The following is a 16800-nucleotide window of genomic DNA, read 5'->3' on the forward strand; positions in this document are numbered from 1 at the left end:
CGGGGGAGGGCTGGGGCCGGATCGTGAACGTCTCGAGCGGAATCGCCGCGCGCCCCGAGTCGATGGTGCGGGGCAACGCGTACGCCGCGACCAAGGCGGCTTTGGAGGCGCATACGCTCAACCTGGCCGCGGAGCTGCGGGGGACGGGCGTGACGGTGAACGTGTTCCGGCCGGGCCGGGTGGACACCGCGATGCAGGAGTGGATCCGCGGCCAGGACTTGGAGCGGATCGGCGCGGCGCTGCACGGCAGGTTCAACCGCTTCGTGACCTCCGGCGAGCTGATCACGCCCGAGCGCTCCGCCGCCGCACTGCTCGCCCGGCTCGGCGGCGCGGAGACCGGGGCGATCTGGGAGGCCTGACGGGCTAAGGCGGCTAGGGACTGGTGACAGCGGCGAGCAGGCCCTCGAAGTCCTCGCCGCATGGGCCGCACGCCGCCAGGTGCGCGGCCACCCCGGGATAGGCTGCGGCCGCGTCCCGCCCGTCGGCGATAAGGTCGACGTACACGTGCAGAACCGCCATCGCCTCCTCGCAACCGACGTCCGCCGGGTCCGTGGCGAGGAAGCGTCCGAGCCTGTCCCGGTGATTCATCGCGCGCCCGTCCCTTCCTGCTCCAGATAACCGTTGGCGACCAGATACGCCCGGATCTTTCGGCGGGCGTCGAAAACAGTCTTGTAGATCGCGTTCCGGTTCGTGCCCAGCCGGACGGCCAGTGCGTCCAGCGGCGTCCCCTCGAGCACGATGGCCGTGAACAACCGACGCTGGTGCGCGGTCAGCGTCTCGTCCACCGCGCGGCCCATGGCCCGCACCAGCTCCGCCCGCTGCACGTGCTCGGCCGGATCGAGACCGAACCGGTCGGGAAGCCGTTCCCAGGCCTCCGCCTCCAGCGCGACCGGCGGATGCACCCGCCAGTAGTGCCGACCGAGCTTCGCCGAGACCTCGAGGATCACGAACCGGTAGGCCCAGGTCGTGAACCGGCTCTCACCGCGGAACGTCCCCAGCTTCCGCAGAATCGCGAGCATCGCGTCCGCGGCGGCCTGATGCGCGAGATCCTCCAGCTCGACTCCGGCGAGCCACGGCGAGGTCGTTCGGCGCCTGCCCAACTCGTGCAATGCCACCCGAACGAGCATCCCATGCAGCCGCGCCTCACGCTGCGCACGCTCTGCCGCCGGCCCGGTCAACGCCGCGACCCACTCAGCCGACTCCGCATCCAGCGCTGCGACGAGTTCCTCCAACGGCTTCACACCACAACCCTAACCTTCCGCTCGTGCAGCAACGCACCGAGGGCCAATGGGAAGAACCCGCACATGGGGCGAGTTCGTCGCGGATGGCCGCGCGTAGCGGGTCGCGCTCGTGGCCAAGCGCGAGTGCGCATCGCTCCACCGCTCACGCAGGGGGCGCCAGACCGGCCGGCCGATCGAGACCCTCGATCGGCTGCGCTAGGTTCAGTAGGGGCGATGCCGGAGTGGGACAGGGCCGACCACGTCGCCCACTGGACATCCGAATGAATCAGCGATCCGTCACGCTCGCCGCTCCCTCCTTCGAGCAGTCCGGCGGCACCTACCGCGTCGCCTCCGGATCGATTGATACCAGTGTCCTCCTGGCGTACACGAAGGCGTCGCCAGCGCGATACGGGCTAGATCTCGGCAACGTTTCTTTAGTCCGGATGACATCGTTCCGAAATCAACCGGGTTCAGTTTTGGTTTCCGAGAGCCGGTTCCGAGGCGTTGAGGCGCCTGGTACGGAGGATGTCATGCCCGAAATGTATGTCGTCGTGCGCTGGCCGGACGGCGTCACGCAGCGCTGCTATTCCCCGTCCACAGTCGTCGCGGATTACTTCGCGGCGGGCGCTGAGTACGCTGTCGCGGAGTTCGTCGAGCGCAGCCGTACTGCGCTCGGGATCGCCGGGGAGCGGGTGCGGGACAAGTACGGCTTCTTATGTACCGGGGCTTCCGCGGAACTCGCCCGGATCGAGCAGGCCGCCGCCGCATATGCCCGTGTGGACGGGGCGACGGTCACTGTCGAGGCCTTGGTCGATGCCGACGGGCGTGTCCGATGAGTAGCGCCGTACGGCTTGCGGGGGCGCACTTTCCGGTGGCCGTGATCGGCGGCGGGCAGGCGGGTTTGTCGGTGAGCTACTGCCTGCGCAAGCGCGCGGTCGAGCATGTCGTCATTGAGGCGAACGCGGTCGGGCATGAGTGGCGGAGTCGGCGGTGGGATTCGTTCTGCCTGGTCACGCCGAACTGGCAGTGCAAGCTTCCTGGCTACGCGTATCAGGGCACCGATCCCGATGGCTTCATGGTGCGCGAGGAGATCATCGGGTATCTCGAGGCGTACGCGGCGTCGTTCGCGCCGCCCCTGGTGGAGGGGGTTCGCGTCACGCGGCTGCGCCGGTCGCCGGCTGGCGGGGTGTTCGAAGTCTCGACGAGTGCGGGCGACCTCACGGCGGACCAGGTAGTGGTGGCGACCGGGCCGTATCACACGAGGTTTGTGCCCGCCCTCGCTCAGCGCCTGCCCGACGGCGTTGAGCAGGTCCACTCGTCCGAGTACCGCAACGCCGAGCAGTTGCCGCCGGGCGCGGTGCTGGTGGTCGGCACGGGGCAGTCGGGCTGCCAGATCGCGGAGGACCTGCATCTCGCGGGGCGGCCGGTGCATCTGGCGGTGGGCAGCGCGCCCCGGGTCGCGCGGTTCTACCGCGGGCGGGACTGCGTGGCGTGGCTCGACGAGATGGGCCACTACCGGAAGAGTATCGATGAGTTCGATGACGCGGCCGCCGTGCGGATGCGGGTGAACCACTACGTGACCGGCCGCGACGGTGGGCGCGATATCGACCTGCGGGCCTTCGCGAGAGACGGAATGCGGCTGTACGGACGGTTGACTGGGGTCAGCGGGACCCGGCTGGAGTTCGCCGACGATCTGAAGGTGAACCTCGATCACGCGGACGCGGTTGCCGAGAGCATCAAGGACGCGATCGACGCGCACATCGCCGCGCAGAGCATCGACGCGCCGGCGGAGGCGCGCTACGTGCCCGTGTGGGAACCCGGTGACCAGGCGGGCGAAATCGACCTGGTCGAGGCTGGGATCACCTCCGTCGTATGGAGCACCGGTTTCCGGCGGGATCACCGGTGGATCGAGGTTCCGGTGTTCGACGGGCGGGGCTATCCGATGCACTGGCGTGGCGTGACGGGTACGCCCGGGCTCTACTTCCTCGGTCTGCCCTGGCAGTACTCCTGGGGATCGGGCCGCTTCGAGGCCGTGGGCCGAGATGCGGCTTTCCTCGCCGACCACATCGAGGCCTCGCGCCGCATGGCGGACGTGTGCGGCACACTCACCGGCGCTCCTACCGGGCTCACCGCCGCTCTGCCGGTCGGCTGAAAGGACTGCGAGATCCCATGGTTTTCGACGCGCATCGGCACATCGGGGTTCTGCCCGCGTATCCGTTCTACGGCGGGCCGCCGGTGAACCCGGACGTCACGGCTCGTGCCACGATCAAGCAGCTGATCTCAGACCTCGATGCCGAGGGCACCGAGCGCGCGCTGGTCATCCCGAATTACGGCGTGCCGGACCCGGCGATCGCGTTCTCCTTCAACGAGTTGGCGCTCGAGGCCGCGCAGCGCGACGACCGGATCCGGGCCGGGCTGTGGGTCTCGCCGCGGCCGGATGATTCGGCGCGCACGGCGGCGGCGCTGGCGCTGGCCGGAGAGCCGGGAGTCAGGGTTCTGAAGCTGAGCTTCCTGCTCGGCGGACGGGTCACGGATCCGGCCTGCCGCCCGCAGCTCGATCTGATCTTCGCCGCGGCCGAGCGGCACGGCCTGGTGGTGCACGTGCACACCTCGCCCGGCGCGGCTTCGGACATCGACGAGGTGGGGCACCTCGTCGACTGGTACGCCGACCGTGTGCCGGTGCACCTGGTGCACTTCGGCGGCGGGATGAGCGGCCACATCAAGCTCGCCGGCTCGCGGTTCTTCGACTGGATCGCGGCCGGCAAGCGGGTCTACACGGACCTGTCCTGGGCCATCGGCTTCGCGCCGGGTTGGCTGGCCCGGGAGATCGAACGGCGCGGCATCGGCCACGACCGGGTGTTGTTCGCCAGCGACCAGCCCTGGGGCGACTACGCGGGCGAGCACGCGCGGATGGCCGCGGCGTTCGGCGACGGGGAACTGGCCCGGTTCGCGTTCCAGGACACCTTCGCCGCGCTCTACGACTGACCCTCGACACTCCCAAGGAGAGAGAGCATGACCGTCGAACTGTCCGACATCGAGACCAAGTCTCTGAACGAGATCCCGCACCCCTCGCTGCCCGAGGGATCGACGATCTACGGGTCCACCAAAGTCTTCCCTGACTACCAGGCGGAGGACGGCGAGACCTACTTCACCCTCGTGCACGGCATCGCGCACGAGTCCTCCGTCAGCTTCGTCGCCGTGCTGCAGGCCACCCGGGCACTGCGCAAGGGTTTCGAGTCGGCGATCTACTTCTACGGGCCCGGCTCGCTCAACTGCCTTGCCACCCGCGGTTTCCCGACCACCGGCAACTCCGCGTTCCCGGGCGAGCACAACATCAACAACCAGCTCAAGACCTTCATCGCGGAGGGCGGCAAGGTCTACTGCTGCCGCTTCGGCCTCTCGCTGCACGGCGCCCGCGAGGAGGACCTGATCGAGGGCGTCATCCCGACCCACCCGCTGGACGTGCAGGACGCGATCATCCACTACGCGCGTAAGGGCGCGATCATCAACTCCACCTACCAGCTGTAAGGAGGTGCGACGTGAGCGTTGGCACCCAGTCTTCGAGCGCGGTGGACGTGCGCGTCCTGACCCGGGCCGAACTCGCGCTGCACGGTGTGCGCGTCGAGGCCCCGGTGCGGCGGCCGGACGGAGCAGGACCCAGCGACGACGGCCATGTGCTGGTCGACGGTGCCAACGCCGCGTTGCCCACCAACCCGCAGAGCCCTTATTCGGTGCGCGAGGGCCGGGTGTGGCTTGGTGAGCAGGACACCGGCCTGACCCTCATCCCCGTCACCCGGCCCCGCTTCTACGATCTGAGCACGGCCGATGGCGTGCCCTACGAGCACATCGCCCGGCTGCACGGAGCGGACGTGCTGGCCACCACCGTCGTGCAGACCTGCATCCGCTACGAGGAGTCCGAGCGCTGCCGCTTCTGCACGATCGAGGAGTCGCTGCGCGCCGGGGCGACGGTCGGCGCGAAGACGCCCGCGCAGCTCGCCGAGGTCGCCGAGGCGGCCGTCCGCTTGGACGGGGTGCGGCAGATGGTGATGACCACCGGCACCACCACGGGTCCCGATCGCGGTGCTCGGGCACTGGCCAGGTCGGTGCGCGCGGTCCTGGAGGCGGTGCCAGGCCTGCCGATTCAGGTTCAGTGCGAGCCGCCGGGCGACCTGCAGTGGATCAACGCCCTGTACGAGGCGGGCGCGACCTCGATCGGCATTCATGTAGAAGCGCTCGACGACGCGGTGCGAAGCCGCTGGATGCCGGGCAAGTCGCGGGTGCCGATGACAGAGTACGAGGCAGCGTGGGACGAGGCGGTTCGCGTGTTCGGCCGCAACCGCGTCTCGACGTACCTGCTGGTCGGCCTGGGCGAGAACCCCGACGAACTGATCGCGGGCGCCGGACGGCTGATCGAGCGCGGAGTGTACCCGTTCGTCGTGCCGTTCCGGCCGATGCGCGGCACGCTCGCCGCACGCGACGGCATACCCGCACCGAGCGCCGAGCTGCTGCGATACGTGACCGAAGGCGTCGCGGTGAAGCTGCGTGCGGCCGGGATGACCGGCGCGGATCAGAAGGCCGGATGCGCGGCGTGCGGCGCGTGCAGCGTGCTGCAGAGCGCGGGAGGCTGACTTGTACCTCGACGGTACCGCGTTGCCCGCTGCGGCGGATCCGGTGATCGACATCCTGGCGCTGCTCGGTGATCGCAGCACACTGGCCCGGGTGCCGGACTTCCGCATCGAGCAGGCACAGGACGCGGCGTCCGTCGCCGCCTACCGCGAGCTGCGGCGCGAGATCTTCGTGCACGAGCAGGGGCTGTTCGACGGCCACGACCTCGATGCACCCGACGAGGACCCGCGAACGATCGTGCTGGTGGCGCGGGACCGCAGCGGTCGTATCGTCGGCGGCGTACGGCTCGGGCCCGCGCTCGACGGCCCGGATATCGGCTGGTGGCAGGGCGGACGGCTCGTTGTCGCGCCCGACGCGCGTGGCCTGGGCGGACTCGGTTCCGCGTTGGTGCGTGCCGCGTGCGCACGCGCGGAGAGCGAGGGCGCGCTGCGCTTCGAGGCGCATGTCCAGGCCCGCAACGAAGGCCTCTTCACCCGAATCGGCTGGCAGCGCGTACGCCCCGTGACGATCGCGGGCGCCCCGCATGTTCTGATGCGCTGGCCGATCGGCCGTATCAGCGCTCTGGCCGCGGCGACGAAGGCGCGGCTCGGCACCGTGCTGAGCGCGCTGCCACAGGGGCTCGGCGGCGCGGGCTACGTCGGCGACGACGGCGCCCCCGTGCCGGGTACAGACGTCATCGCGGCCTGCGACGCGATCGTACCCGCCATGGTCGAGCGCGATCCGGAGTGGGCCGGCTGGTGCGCGGTCCTGGTCAACGTCAACGACCTGGCGGCGATGGGCGCACGTCCGGTCGGGCTGCTCGACGCGCTCGGCGCGAAGGACGCACGGCACGCCGGCCGCGTGCTCGAGGGCTTGGCGAGCGCCGCCGAGGCCTACGGGGTTCCCGTGCTCGGCGGCCACACCCAGTTCGGCGTTCCCGCCGCGCTGGCCGTGACCGCGCTCGGCCGCACCGCACACCCGATTCCGGGCGGCGGCGGGCACGCGGGCCACGCGGTGCGGCTGACAGCCGACCTGCACGGCGGTTGGCGTTCCGGATACCGCGGGAGGCAGTGGGATTCCACCTCGCGTCGCACCGGCGAAGACCTGCGCACGATGATCGGCTCGGTCGCGGCGGCGCGCCCGGCCGCGGCCAAGGACGTCTCGATGGCCGGGATCGTCGGCACGCTCGGCATGCTGGCCGAGGCGAGCGGCTGCGCTGCGATCCTCGACGTGGCAGCCGTGCCGAAGCCGACGGGCGCCAGCATGGGCGACTGGCTTACCTGCTTTCCCGGCTTCGCGATGCTCACCGCTGACGAGCCGGACGCGCCTGCGCTCCCGGCCGGCCCCGCCGTGAGCGTGAGCTGCGGCGAGTTGGCCGAAGGCAAAGGTGTGGGGCTGCACTGGCCCGACGGAGAGATCACGGCCGCGCTCGACGGGCCGGTAACCGGAATGGGACCTGCATGAGTACCCTGCGTATGGCGGCCGTGGCCGCCGAGTTCGGCCGCGACCTGGAGGAGGACTTCGCGATCGCCGAGCGCCTGGTCAAGCAGGCCCGCGAGGACGGAGTCCGACTGCTCGCGCTGCCCGAGGCCTGCCTCGGCGGCTACCTGCTGAGTCTCGACGGCTACGCCGACCACGACGCCGGACCTCCCGCCCTCGCGCTCGACGGCCCGGAGATCCGTCGCTTGATCGCGCTCGCGCGGGACATGGTCGTCATCGCGGGCTACTGTGAGGACGGCGGCGACGGCACCCGGTACAACAGCGTCGTATGCGTCACCGGCGACGGAGTCCTGGGCAACCACCGCAAGGTGCACCAGCCGCTCAGCGAGGACGCCAGCTACTCCTCCGGCGACCGCTTCCACGCCTTCGACACCCCGGCCGGCCGGATCGGCATGATGATCTGCTACGACAAGGCCTTCCCGGAGTCCGCCCGCGCCCTCGCCCTGGACGGGGCAGAAATCGGGGTCGTCGTCTCCGCGTGGCCCGGCGCGCGTACCAATCCGTCAGCCGACCTGGCCGAGGACCGCTGGAAGCGGCGCTTCGACCTGTTCGACCGGGCCCGCGCCCTGGAGAACCAGATCGTCTGGCTCTCGGCGAACCAGGCGGGCACCTTCGGAACGCTACGCTTCGTGGGCAGCGCCAAGGTCGTCGACCCGGGCGGCGAGATCCTGGCCGACACCGGCGTCGAGCCCGGACTCGCGATCGCGGAACTCGACGTCGCCCGCGCCCTGGAGACCGCCCGCCGTTCCATGGGCCACCTGCGCGACCGGCGCCCGCGGACCTACACCTACGACACGGGGGAAGCAGTCACCGCATGACCAGCATCCGGATCGCGGCCGCGGCCGCCCACTTCGGCCGCGACCTGGAGTTCGACCTGGCCCGCATCGCCAAGCTGATCGCCGACGCCCGCGCCGAGGGCGCCGGCCTGCTGGTCTTGCCCGACGCGGCGCTCGGCGGCTACCTCGCCGACCTGCGCCACCCCGACCCGGACGCGCTCCCGCCCGCGCTCGCCCCGGACGACCCCCTCATCCAGCGTGTGGCCTCGCTCGCCGCCGAGATGGTGGTCTGCCTCGGCTACTGCGAGGACGGCGGCGACGCGGTGCACTACAACGCGGCGGTCTGCGTCAACGGAGACGGCGTGCTCGGCCGCCACCGCAAGGTGCACCTGCCCGCCGGGGAGATCGCCGCGTACGCTCCCGGCGACACGTTCGATGCGTTCGACACACCGGTCGGCCGGATCGGGATGCTCATCGACTACGACAAGACCTTCCCCGAATCAGCCCGCTCCCTCGCCCTGGACGGAGCGCAGATCCTCGCGTGCCTCTCCGCCTGGCCCACCAGCATCACCAACCGGGCGCCGCGGATGGCCCAGGACCGGCAGGCCAGGCTCTTCGACCTCTACGACCAGGCGCGCGCCGCCGAGAACCAGCTCGTGCTCGCCTCCTCCAACCAGACCGGCGCCATGGGCGGCATGCGCTTCCTCGGCCAGGCCAAGGTCGTCGGCCCCGGTGGCGAGATCCTCGCCCGCACTTGGGCCAAGGCCGGACTCGCCGTCGCCGAGGTCGATGCCGCGGCCGAGGTCGACCGCGCCCGCCGTATCCTGCACCACCTCGACGAACGCCGCCCTGACGTCTACCGGGAGAAGCGTTCGTGAAAATCGCGCTGCTGTCCTACTCGACGAAGCCGCGCGGCGGAGTCGTGCACACCCTCGCCCTCGCCGAAGCCCTGGCCGCGCTCGGCGAGGACGTCACCGTCTGGAGCCTGGGACGCGGCGGCGACCAGGGCTTCTTCCGCCCCGTCGATCCGTCCGTACAGCTGCGCGTCGTTCCCTTCCCTGATGGATCGTCGGACGAGGGCGTCGGACCGCGCATCCTGCGCTCCATCGCCGTGCTGCGCAGGGCGTTCGAGTCGGCGTCGGCCGAATACGACATCGTCCACGCCCAGGACTGCATCAGCGCCAACGCCGCCATGCCGAGCGGCCCCTGCATCCGCACCGTCCACCACATCGACCACTTCACCACGCCCGAACTGGCCGCCTGCCACGAGCGCGCCATCGTCGAGCCCTACGCCCACCTATGCGTTTCCCGCGCCGTGGCCGACGAGCTCGCTCACGGCTGGGGTATCAAGGCCGAAGTCATCCCCAACGGCGTCGCGTACGACCGCTTCGCCGCCACCGACCCTGCCGCCCGCGCCGCCCGGCGCGCGAAGCACGGCCGCTACATACTCACCGTGGGCGGCATCGAGCCCCGCAAAGGCTCGCTCGATCTCCTTGAGGCCTACGCCTTGCTGCGAGCCGCTCGCCCCGACGTCAGCCTCGTGATCGGCGGCGGCGAAACGCTCTTCGACTACCGCGACTACCGCGCCGCCTGGGAAGCCCGCGCGCGAGAGCTCAGCGTGCACCCGATCGTGCTCGGCCCCGTACCCGATGACGAGCTGCCGGCCCTCGTCGCCGGCGCCGACGCGTTCGCGTTCCCCTCCACCAAGGAAGGCTTCGGCCTCGCCGCCATGGAGGCGCTCGCCGCGGGCACCCCGCTCGTCGTACGCGACCTGCCCGTCCTGCGCGAGGTCTTCGCCGACGCCGCCCGCTTCGCCGCCACCGTCGACGACTTTGCCGCCGAACTGCACGACGCCCTCGCGGTCGAGGACCCCACGAAGCGGGACGCCGGACGAATCCTCGCCGCCCGGCACACCTGGACCGCAGCCGCACACCGCCACCTCGACTTCTATCGCACGCTCGCCGACGGCGTCGGTAGAGGTAGTCCGCGATACGCCAGACCGGCTGATCCGCGAAGCGCGCTCCCCACCCTGGAGTAGATCGCGTTCACCTTCGACGACCTGGAGCCTGATCAGCTCCTGCCGCGAGCTCGGGCGGGCGACTTCGCAAGGCGCGGTCCAGAACGCGCAATCCGACAAATGATCAAGAAGGCCAACCCATTGAAGCCACCTCGAGGGGCCGGCAGGCTCCGCGGCAGCGATGGCTCAGAGCCGAGGGCCGGCGATCCGCATGAGATGGACAGCGCGCCCGCACGCCTAAAGGCCCAGGTCAACGCCACGCGGGCACGCTGTTTTGCTGGCACGAGCCTGAGCCCGCCGCCGAACCGTCACGATGCTCGAGACCGGTCGCTTCGCCGACGAGGCCGAGGCCGTCGCGAGACCTTCCGCTGGATCGCGTTCTCCAACCACCGCCGCAGGCACCGGCGAGCCGGGATGCTCGCGCCGGCCGACTATACGAGTAGCTACACTACAGCGACCATAAGAGTCCTGATGGACCTGCTACACCCATATCCATAGCCGCATGAAACCCGGTGGGCCGTCCCCCGCTCGGCGAAGCGAAGGCCGGCATGTTCATCTACCGCTGCTCCCACGGCCATCTGGGCGCGCCGGCCCCGAAGCGGGCGCCGCTCAGCCGAGCCCGTGGTGGCGTTCAGGCGCCGCCACGGCCGCGAGTTCGTTGACCCGCGCCTCGCTCGCCGCGGAGAACGGGTCGTTGCGCGCGGCGACGGCCGCGTTCGTTTCCTCCATCACCAGGTCGAAGTTGATCTGCGCGCCCGCCGTGGCACCCGCCGCCGCGGCCGCGCCGACCTGTGCGGACGGATCGGCGACGTTGCCCGCGAACCAGACGCCCGGCACCTCGCTGCGTCCGGCCGGATCGGCGGGCAGGTACTCGCCCATGCCCGACTCGTGCTGCTGCGGCTGCAGGCCGAGGCCGCGGAGAAATTCTGCGCGCAGCGCCGCACGCGGCGCGACGACGATCACCTCTCGGGCGAAGACCTTGCCACCGACCAGCCGCACCCCGGTGATCCGGTCGGCCGCGGCGTCGATCTCGATCCGGGCGACTCGGCCCTCGACGACGTCGATCCCGCGCGCTGCCACCCGATCCCACTGCTCGTCAGTCAGCGCGGGCATGGTGTGGGCGAAGAGAGTGACGTCCGCACTCAATTGGCTGAACAACAGCGCCTGATGGGCCGCCATCGGACCGCTGCCGATCACACCTATGGCCCGATCGCGTGCCTCCCAGCCGTGGCAGTAGGGGCAGTGGATGACGTCACGTCCCCACCGCTCGCGCAGCCCGGCCACATCAGGCAGTTCGTCCACCAGCCCGATGGTCACCAGCAAGCGCCTGGCCAGGGTGCGCCGGCCGTCCGCAAGTTCGACCTCGAACCGTTCGCCGGACGCCTGCCGCACCCGCCGTACTCCGGCGACCTCGCCGGAGACCACGCGGCCGCCGTAGCCGCGGACCTCGGCCCGGCCGCGCTCGAGGAGCTCGCCGGGCGGCATCCCCTCCCGGCCGAGCAGCCCGTGCACGCCCTCGGCCGGCGCGTTGCGCGGCGCGCCCGCGTCGATCACCGCCACCGACCGCCGCGAACGCGCCAGTTGCAGCGCCCCGTTCAGGCCGGCCGCTCCGCCGCCGACCACCACCACGTCATACATCTCGTGCAGTTCCTGGGTCATGACCACCACCTCCGCGTCGACGATGCGTCCTGGGCACGTCGGCTGGCAAACCTTCTTGCCGATCCTGCAAAATAGAGGCGTGAAGCACACGGACGATCCGACGGGCGCCGCATCCGCCGCACTCGGCACGGGCGATGCGCTCGACGCGGTCGGCGCCCGACTGCGCATGCTGCGGCAGGCCAGGCAGAACACGCTGGCCGAGGTCTCCGCGCAGACGGGCATCTCGGTCAGCACGCTCTCCCGGCTCGAGTCCGGCGGCCGCCGGCCCACGCTGGAACTGCTGCTCCCCCTGGCGAAGGCCTACAGAGTGACGCTCGACGACCTGGTCGGCGCGACGCAGACCGGCGATCCTCGCGTGCACATGAGGCCCGTGACCGAGCACGGGATGACGCGGGTGCCGCTCACCCGCAATCCGGGCGGCATCCAGGCGCACAAACTGGTGCTCAGGCCGGGCGGCCGGAGTCGTGAGCCCGATCCGCGCACGCACGAGGGCTACGAGTGGCTCTACGTACTCAACGGCAAACTCCGCCTTGTGCTCGGCGACCTCGATCTGGTGATGTCGACGGGCGAGGCGGCCGAATTCGACACGCGCGTCCCGCACTGGTTCGACAACGCCGACGAACACCCGGTCGAACTGCTGGTGCTCTTCGGCCGCCAGGGAGAGCGTGCCCACCTGCGCGCCCGACCGAAGCAGAACTGACAGAAACAGAGCGACCGGCGACCGGACAGGATGCCTGTGTCTTGGGGCGGTCGCGGGGCAGATCTGGCGGGCTCCGGTCGCCACGGCAGCCGGCTGCCCCCGGGGCCGGGCATTCGCACCTCATTCCGAATCTCCCATCAAGAGGCGCGATTCTCGCCGCCGATCAACTCCGCGACCGGCGCGGCTGCATGCGGGATCGCTCCGTCGTGAGCGCAGGTTTCCCAGACCTTTAGGCCGTTCGGTCGAGGCTCGCGGTTACCCGTCGGCGGCCGGCGGCGGTCGGCGGTCTCGGGCGTTGACGCTCATCTACTTTAGCGATAAGTTCCGTCTGCTTTCGGAGGCTTCAGTCGGCGAAACCGACCCAGAACAGGAAGATCGCCCATGAACTCTGGCGGACTGGACCGTCCCGTGGCCGCGCTCAGCGCCGACGCGAAGGCCGTGCTGCGGCCGCTGCCCGCCGGGTCGGTGCGCTTCGGCCCCGGGTTCTGGTCGGAGCGGGTGGCGGTGAACAACGAGCGCTCGCTCGCGGCGGGGCTTGAGCGCATCACCGCCTCCGGGGTGCTGGAGAACCTCGAGATCGCCGCGGGCAAGGCGGACGGCCCGTATCGCGGCGACCTGGTGTTCCTTGATACGGACGCGTACAAGTGGCTCGAGGCCGTCTCCTGGAGCCTGCGCGACGGCTCGGCTCCCGAGCTGCTCGAGTCGGCCAAGGCCGTGATCGAGCTGATCCGCGCCGCCGCGGAACCGGACGGATACGTCAACAGCTATACGACGGTGGTACGCGGCGGGGAGCGCTGGGCGGACCTGCTCAACGGCCACGAGATGTACTGCGCAGGCCATCTCATCCAGGCCGGGATCGCGCATCGGCGGGCGACGGGCGAGACGGGCCTGTACGAGGTGGCCATCCGCTTCGCCGACGTCCTGGTGGCCGAGTTCGGCGAGCACGGCCGGCGCGCGGGCTACTGCGGCCACCCGGAGATCGAGACGGCCCTGGTCGAGCTGTACCGGGAGTCGGGTACGCGGGCATATCTCGACCTGGCGCGTCGCATGGTGGATCTGCGCGGGGGAGGGCTGATCGGCGAGCACCGCTTCGGACGCCACTACTTCCAGGACACGACGCCGGTGCGCGAGACGCGCAGTCTGCACGGCCATGCCGTGCGCGCGCTCTATCTCGCCGCCGGAGTGACGGACCTCTACCTCGAGACCGGCGATGAGCAACTGCTGACCGCGCTGCGCGCACAGTGGGCGGACCTGGTCCGCGGCAAGGCGTATCTGACCGGCGGCGCCGGAGCGCGTCACCTGGACGAGGGGTTCGGCGACGCGTTCGAACTGCCGGCGGACCGGGCCTACACCGAGACCTGCGCCGCGATCGCGTTGATGCAGTGGTCGTGGCGGATGCTGCTGGCCACCGGAGAGGCGCAGTTCGCCGACATGTTCGAGCGCGTGCTCTACAACGGTTTCCTCGCCGGCGTCTCGCTCGACGGCTCGCGCTTCTTCTACGTCAACCCCCTGCAGGTGCGGCCGGATTCGACGCTCGGGCCGGGCGGCCGCCAGGAGTGGTTCCACTGCGCCTGCTGCCCGCCGAACGTGATGCGCACCCTGGCCAGCCTCAGCCACTACGTCGCCACGGTCGACGGCGATGGTCTGCAGATCCACCAGTACGCGTCCGGCTCGATCCGCTCGCCGCAGGGCTTCGGCGCGGACGTGCGGACGGGATATCCCTTCGAGGGTGGCGTGAGCATCACCATCCCGGGCGAAGCCGCGGGCGAGTGGACGTTGTCCCTGCGTGTTCCGCGGTGGGCGCGCGGCCGGGTGGAAGCCGCTTTGGACGGGTGGCCGATCGACGTCGGCACGGCCGACCGGCTCAGGATCACCCGGCGGTGGCGCGGGGGAGAGCGCATCGAGGTCGGATTCCCGGTGGAGCCGCGGCTTACGGTGGCCGACCCGCGGGTCGACGATGCGCGCGGATGCGTGGCCGTCGAGTGCGGCCCCCTGGTGTACTGCGCGGAGCAGGTCGACCAGGATGCGGACATCGACACGCTCGTCCTGTCCGGCGCGGCGGAACTCGGCGCCGAACGGGAGATCGGCGGGATCGCGCTGCCCACGGTCCGGGTGGACGCCACGGCGGCGGGGTCCGCGGCGCCGGAGGAGGACTGGCCGTACCGGACGCTCGGTGCGGCGGCCGAAACCGGTGTGCGCGGCCGGGTGACGGCCGTCCCCTACTTCGCCTGGGCCAACCGCGAGGCCGGCGCCATGCGCGTCTGGCTGCCGCATCGTGCCGTGCGAAGTTCTTGACGCCCTCGGACTTTAGCGTTAACGTTTCGCACATCACTTTAGCGATATAGCTACCAGGAGGACCGGTGCCGGACCGCGTGACCATCGCCCAAGTCGCCGAGGAGGCGGGTGTCTCGGCGATGACGGTGTCCAATGTGCTGAACGGGAAGCCGGGCGCCTCCGACGAGACCCGGCGGCGCGTGCTGGACGTGGCGCAGCGGCTCGGGTACCAGCCGAACATCTCCGCACGCAATCTCAAGGCGGGTCGCAGCGGGTTGATCGGCGTGCTGACCCTGGACCTGACCACGCAGTACGGCCTGGAGATCGTGCGCGGGATCGCGGACGAGCTCGCGGCGGCCGAGCGCGAGCTGCTGATCAACGCCACCTATCAGGACGGCGTGCGGGAGATGGAGCGGATCGAGTTCCTCTCGCGCGGGTTGGTGGACGGCGTGCTCATGGTCGCCCCGGTCCTTGATGAGGAGACCGTCGAGCTGCTGCGGCGCAAGAACATCCCGTGCGTGGTGATCGACCCGCGTCGCCAGGACGTGGCGCTGCCGCGGGTGATCGTGGACAACTACGAGGGGATGCGCCGAGGCGTGCAGCACCTGCTCTCGCTCGGGCACACCCGGATCGGCTACATCCGCGGCGAGTCGGACATGGACAGCTCCTCGATCCGCTTCCGGGGCTTCTGCGACGCGCTGACTCTGGCCGGCGTGGAGGTGGACCCGCGGCTGGTGGTGGACTGCGATTTCACCTACGCGCACGGGTTCCAGGCGGCCTCGGCGCTGATCGGCGAGCATCGGCCGACGGCGATCGCCGCCGGGGCGGACCTGATCGCCTTCGGTGCGGTGGACGCGGCGCGGGCGCTGGGCCTGAGCGTGCCAGACGAGTTCTCGGTGCTCGGGTTCGACGATCTGCCGCAGGCCTCGCAGTCCTTCCCGGGCCTGACGACGGTGCGTCAGCCGCTGCACGACATGGGCCAGACCGCGGCGCGTGCGCTGCTGTCGATCCTGGACGGCCAGCGGCTGCTGCTGGACCGGATGCAGTTGCCGACGGAGCTGATCGTGCGGGGCACGACGGCGGCCCCGGCCGACGTCGACGCCATCCTCGACCGGCTGCTCGCCTCGTCGCGCGGCACGTCGGACGATGCCGTGGGCGCGAGCGGGCAGGACGCCTGACGGATGCCGACCTACGTGATGTCGTATTTCACCGAGCGGGACGAGTCGCTGCACCTGGCCGTGAGCCGGGACGGCGGCTACAGCTTCCTGCCGGTGAACGAGGGGCGCCCGGTGCTGCGCGGCAGCGTCGGCACCGGCGTCCTGCGCGACCCGTTCCTGGGTCTCGGCCCGGACGGGCGGATACACATGCTGGCCACGGACGGCTGGTCGAGTCCCTCGATCGTGCACGCCGTGTCCGTGGACGCCGATCTGAACCGCTGGTCGGCGCAGCGGCTGCTGCCGGTGATGGCCGAGGTGCCGGGCGCGCACAACGCGTGGGCGCCGGAGTTCTTCTTCGACCACACCACCGGCCGCTACCACCTGATCTGGTCCTCGGTGGTCGACCCCGCCGTGCCCGCCGAGGGTCGGGACTGGCAGAACGTCGGGCAGGACCACCGCATCTGGTCCTGCACCACCGAGGACTTCTCCTCCTTCTCGCCCGCCGAGGTCTTCTTCGATCCCGGCCACCCGGTGATCGACGCGACCGTGGTGCGCGACGGGGAGCGCTTCCTGATGGCCTACAAGGACGAGCGCGGCGTCAACGAGACCTCCACCAGCCACAAGCACATCCTGCTGACGACCTTCGACCAGCCCGGCGGACCCTACGAGGCGCCGCGCGGACCGGTCGGACCCTCGGCGGTGGAGGGCCCGTGCCTCTTCCGCAGGGGCGAGGAGTGGGTCATGATCTTCGATCACTACCTCGAAGGGCGGTACGGCGCCGTGCGCAGCGGCGACGGCGCGCACTGGCAGCCGGCCGAGGTGGAGGTGCCGACGGGGATCCGGCACGCCTCCGTCCTGGCGCTGCCCGACTGAGCCACCATACGCACCACGA

17 protein-coding genes are annotated in these 16800 nt (G+C 70.7%); 14 read left to right on the top strand and 3 right to left on the bottom strand.

All coding sequences use genetic code 11. The features are described 5' to 3' along the window. Nucleotides 1-359: SDR family NAD(P)-dependent oxidoreductase (locus KDK95_RS12810; protein WP_212518342.1), on the top strand; the 359-nt coding region annotated here is incomplete at its 5' end. 13 nt (nt 360-372) lie between these two features. Here the strand turns inward: KDK95_RS12810 and KDK95_RS12815 are convergent. Both KDK95_RS12815 and KDK95_RS12820 read right to left on the bottom strand, forming a co-directional pair. After that, nucleotides 373-588, bottom strand: coding sequence for a hypothetical protein (locus KDK95_RS12815; protein WP_212518343.1), 216 nt, complete (start codon nt 586-588; stop codon nt 373-375). Then, nucleotides 585-1232, bottom strand: a complete 648-nt coding sequence (locus KDK95_RS12820; protein WP_212518344.1) for an RNA polymerase sigma factor — start codon at nt 1230-1232, stop codon at nt 585-587. The genes KDK95_RS12815 and KDK95_RS12820 overlap by 4 nt, the downstream gene beginning before the upstream one ends. A gap of 518 nt (nt 1233-1750) precedes the next feature. On the opposite strand from KDK95_RS12820, the gene KDK95_RS38210 reads away from it, so the two are divergent. Genes KDK95_RS38210 through KDK95_RS12865 form a run of 9 tightly spaced genes read left to right on the top strand, consistent with a single transcriptional unit; the run spans nt 1751 to nt 10139 of the window. Then, nucleotides 1751-2056, top strand: a complete 306-nt coding sequence (locus tag KDK95_RS38210) for an MSMEG_0570 family nitrogen starvation response protein (protein ID WP_372463320.1) — start codon at nt 1751-1753, stop codon at nt 2054-2056. Then, on the top strand, nt 2053-3372 hold the full coding sequence (locus KDK95_RS12830; RefSeq protein ID WP_249161090.1) for an MSMEG_0569 family flavin-dependent oxidoreductase: 1320 nt from the start codon (nt 2053-2055) through the stop codon (nt 3370-3372). The genes KDK95_RS38210 and KDK95_RS12830 overlap by 4 nt, the downstream gene beginning before the upstream one ends. Before the next feature lie 17 nt (nt 3373-3389). Then, nucleotides 3390-4205 carry an amidohydrolase family protein gene (locus KDK95_RS12835; protein WP_212518347.1) on the top strand — a complete coding sequence of 272 codons (816 nt, stop codon included), beginning with the start codon at nt 3390-3392 and terminating at the stop codon, nt 4203-4205. 27 nt (nt 4206-4232) lie between these two features. Beyond that, the gene (locus KDK95_RS12840; protein ID WP_212518348.1) at nt 4233-4748 is read left to right on the top strand and encodes an MSMEG_0572/Sll0783 family nitrogen starvation response protein; all 516 of its coding nucleotides are present in this window, start codon (nt 4233-4235) and stop codon (nt 4746-4748) included. A gap of 41 nt (nt 4749-4789) precedes the next feature. Further along, entirely contained in the window at nt 4790-5848 is a 1059-nt protein-coding gene (locus KDK95_RS12845; protein WP_372463321.1) for an MSMEG_0568 family radical SAM protein, read from the top strand. A gap of 1 nt (nt 5849) precedes the next feature. Then, nucleotides 5850-7289, top strand: coding sequence for an MSMEG_0567/sll0787 family protein (locus KDK95_RS12850; protein ID WP_212518350.1), 1440 nt, complete (start codon nt 5850-5852; stop codon nt 7287-7289). After that, on the top strand, nt 7286-8143 hold the full coding sequence (locus KDK95_RS12855; protein WP_212518351.1) for a carbon-nitrogen hydrolase family protein: 858 nt from the start codon (nt 7286-7288) through the stop codon (nt 8141-8143). The genes KDK95_RS12850 and KDK95_RS12855 overlap by 4 nt, the downstream gene beginning before the upstream one ends. Continuing rightward, the gene (locus KDK95_RS12860; RefSeq protein ID WP_212518352.1) at nt 8140-8979 is read left to right on the top strand and encodes a carbon-nitrogen hydrolase family protein; all 840 of its coding nucleotides are present in this window, start codon (nt 8140-8142) and stop codon (nt 8977-8979) included. The genes KDK95_RS12855 and KDK95_RS12860 overlap by 4 nt, the downstream gene beginning before the upstream one ends. Continuing rightward, complete coding sequence (locus tag KDK95_RS12865; protein ID WP_212518353.1) at nt 8976-10139, top strand: MSMEG_0565 family glycosyltransferase; 1164 nt, start codon at nt 8976-8978, stop codon at nt 10137-10139. The genes KDK95_RS12860 and KDK95_RS12865 overlap by 4 nt, the downstream gene beginning before the upstream one ends. A gap of 588 nt (nt 10140-10727) precedes the next feature. On the opposite strand, the gene KDK95_RS12870 is transcribed toward KDK95_RS12865, so the two are convergent. Further along, nucleotides 10728-11777 carry an NAD(P)/FAD-dependent oxidoreductase gene (locus KDK95_RS12870; RefSeq protein WP_212518354.1) on the bottom strand — a complete coding sequence of 350 codons (1050 nt, stop codon included), beginning with the start codon at nt 11775-11777 and terminating at the stop codon, nt 10728-10730. Between the two features lie 79 nt (nt 11778-11856). Between KDK95_RS12870 and KDK95_RS12875 the strand changes: the two genes are divergently transcribed. The 4 genes from KDK95_RS12875 (at nt 11857) to KDK95_RS12890 (ending at nt 16781) form a co-directional block, all read left to right on the top strand. Beyond that, nucleotides 11857-12477, top strand: coding sequence for a helix-turn-helix domain-containing protein (locus tag KDK95_RS12875; protein WP_307844330.1), 621 nt, complete (start codon nt 11857-11859; stop codon nt 12475-12477). 381 nt (nt 12478-12858) lie between these two features. After that, nucleotides 12859-14772: a glycoside hydrolase family 127 protein gene (locus KDK95_RS12880; RefSeq protein WP_212518355.1), complete on the top strand. Its 1914-nt coding sequence runs from the start codon at nt 12859-12861 to the stop codon at nt 14770-14772. A 65-nt stretch (nt 14773-14837) separates the two neighbouring features. Continuing rightward, nucleotides 14838-15929, top strand: coding sequence for a LacI family DNA-binding transcriptional regulator (locus KDK95_RS12885; RefSeq protein WP_212518356.1), 1092 nt, complete (start codon nt 14838-14840; stop codon nt 15927-15929). Nucleotides 15930-15932: 3 nt separating this feature from the next. Further along, nucleotides 15933-16781, top strand: coding sequence for a glycoside hydrolase family 43 protein (locus KDK95_RS12890; protein WP_212518357.1), 849 nt, complete (start codon nt 15933-15935; stop codon nt 16779-16781). Nucleotides 16782-16800: the final 19 nt, after the last annotated feature.

Origin of the sequence: Actinospica acidithermotolerans, assembly GCF_018139625.1 — a bacterium.
Taxonomy (GTDB): Bacteria; Actinomycetota; Actinomycetes; order Streptomycetales; family Catenulisporaceae; genus Actinospica; species Actinospica acidithermotolerans.

Coding starts and splice junctions, on each gene's coding strand:
- KDK95_RS12870 (WP_212518354.1), bottom strand. CDS start 11,777: ATGACCCAGGAACTGCACGAGATGTATGACGTGGTGGTGGTCGGCGGC.
- KDK95_RS12880 (WP_212518355.1), top strand. CDS start 12,859: ATGAACTCTGGCGGACTGGACCGTCCCGTGGCCGCGCTCAGCGCCGAC.
- KDK95_RS12855 (WP_212518351.1), top strand. CDS start 7,286: ATGAGTACCCTGCGTATGGCGGCCGTGGCCGCCGAGTTCGGCCGCGAC.
- KDK95_RS12860 (WP_212518352.1), top strand. CDS start 8,140: ATGACCAGCATCCGGATCGCGGCCGCGGCCGCCCACTTCGGCCGCGAC.
- KDK95_RS38210 (WP_372463320.1), top strand. CDS start 1,751: ATGCCCGAAATGTATGTCGTCGTGCGCTGGCCGGACGGCGTCACGCAG.
- KDK95_RS12835 (WP_212518347.1), top strand. CDS start 3,390: ATGGTTTTCGACGCGCATCGGCACATCGGGGTTCTGCCCGCGTATCCG.
- KDK95_RS12815 (WP_212518343.1), bottom strand. CDS start 588: ATGAATCACCGGGACAGGCTCGGACGCTTCCTCGCCACGGACCCGGCG.
- KDK95_RS12890 (WP_212518357.1), top strand. CDS start 15,933: ATGCCGACCTACGTGATGTCGTATTTCACCGAGCGGGACGAGTCGCTG.
- KDK95_RS12840 (WP_212518348.1), top strand. CDS start 4,233: ATGACCGTCGAACTGTCCGACATCGAGACCAAGTCTCTGAACGAGATC.
- KDK95_RS12830 (WP_249161090.1), top strand. CDS start 2,053: ATGAGTAGCGCCGTACGGCTTGCGGGGGCGCACTTTCCGGTGGCCGTG.